The 1810-nt window shown below is 69.1% G+C and carries 1 pseudogene; it reads right to left on the bottom strand.

Annotation, left to right across the window (positions count from 1 at the left end):
• Positions 1–278 precede the first annotated feature (278 nt).
• A pseudogene (locus AC2W7M_RS24745) lies at positions 279–1810 on the bottom strand (DNA translocase FtsK); the annotation flags it as partial.

Genomic DNA, 1810 nt, shown 5'->3' with positions numbered 1-1810 from the left:
GGTCGCGGGAGCCTGGTCGGCGCCCTGGCCGCGCGTCACGTCCCCCGGCGGCAGCAGGCCCTGCGCCATGGCGACGGAGCCGGCCGCCAGCCCGAAGGCGAAGGCGAGCGGGGAGAGGGTGCGAAGCAGCATGATCGGTTTCTCTGGCACGGATGAGCGCGACCGTCGAGGGCCGGCCGTTTCCCGTAACTGCGGCCTGTGGCGATCCTGTGGCTCGCCGCGGTGGGATGCAAGCGGCTTCTGACGGGGCGGCAAGGCCTTCCGCCAGGCGGGGCGGGCTATTCCGCGGCCTCGTCCGACAGCAGGATCTCGCGCTTGCCGCATGGTTGGCGCGCCCACCACGCCTTCCTTCTCCATCCGCTCCACCAGCGAGGCGGCGCGGTTGTAGCCGATCTGGAGCCGGCGCTGGATGTAGGAGGTGGAGCACTTCTTGTCCCGCAGCACCACCTGGACCGCCTGGGAATAGAGGTCCTGCCCCTCCTCGCCGAACGATCCCTTGTCGAACACGGCGCCGTCCTCGTCCCCGCTTTCCTCATCCATGTCGGCGGTGACCGCCTCCACATAATCGGGCACGCCCTGGGCTTTAAGGTGCTTGACCACGCTCTCCACCTCCTCGTCGGCGACGAACGGGCCGTGCACGCGCGAGATGCGGCCGCCGCCGGCCATGTAGAGCATGTCGCCCTGGCCGAGGAGCTGCTCGGCGCCCATCTCGCCGAGGATGGTGCGGCTGTCGATCTTGCTCGTGACCTGGAACGAGATGCGGGTCGGGAAATTGGCCTTGATGGTGCCGGTGATGACGTCCACCGAGGGGCGCTGGGTCGCCATCACCAGATGGATGCCGGCGGCGCGCGCCATCTGCGCGAGGCGCTGGATCGCGCCCTCGATGTCCTTGCCCGCCACCAGCATCAGGTCGGCCATCTCGTCGACGATGACGACGATGTAGGGCAAAGGCTTGAGGTCCATTTCCTCGCTCTCGTAGATGGCCTCCCCGGTCTCGTGGTCGAAGCCCGTCTGCACCGTGCGCGAGACGGTCTCGCCCTTCTCCAGCGATTCGCGCACCCGGGCGTTGAAGCCGTCGATGTTGCGCACGCCGAGCTTCGACATCTTCTTGTAGCGGTCCTCCATCTCCTTGACCGCCCACTTGAGCGCCACCACCGCCTTCTTGGGGTCGGTGACGACCGGGGCGAGCAGATGCGGGATGCCGTCATAGACGCTGAGCTCCAGCATCTTCGGGTCCACCATGATGAGGCGGCACTGCTCGGGCTTCAGCCGGTAGAGCAGCGAGAGGATCATGGTGTTGATGGCCACCGACTTGCCCGAGCCGGTGGTGCCGGCGACCAGCAGATGCGGCATGCGCGCGAGGTCGACGATCACCGGCTCGCCGCCGATGGTCTTGCCGAGGGCGATGGCGAGCTTGTGGCCCGAATCGCCGAAGTCGCGGGTGGCCAGAAGCTCGCGCAGCAGCACCTTCTCGCGCTTGGAATTGGGCAGCTCGATGCCGATCGCGTTGCGCCCCGGCACCACGGCGACGCGGGCGGAGATGGCGCTCATGGAGCGGGCGATGTCATCGGCGAGGCCGATCACCCGGGACGACTTGATGCCCGGCGCCGGTTCCAGCTCGTAGAGCGTGACCACCGGGCCCGGGCGCACCTGGCCGATCTCGCCGCGCACGCCGAAATCCTGGAGCGTGCCTTCGAGCAGGGTGGCGGTCTCCTTCAGCGCCTCCGGGCTCATGGCGGGCGCCTTGGCGGGCGGCGGGCGGCGGCCAGGAGGTCGAGGGCGGGGTGCTGGTAGCCGCCGCCGCGGCGGC

It is taken from the genome of Xanthobacter sp. BG11Y11_SDJG (assembly GCF_057364445.1).
The sequence above is the reverse complement of the archived record's forward strand: the minus strand, read 5'-3'. Positions and strand labels throughout refer to the sequence as shown.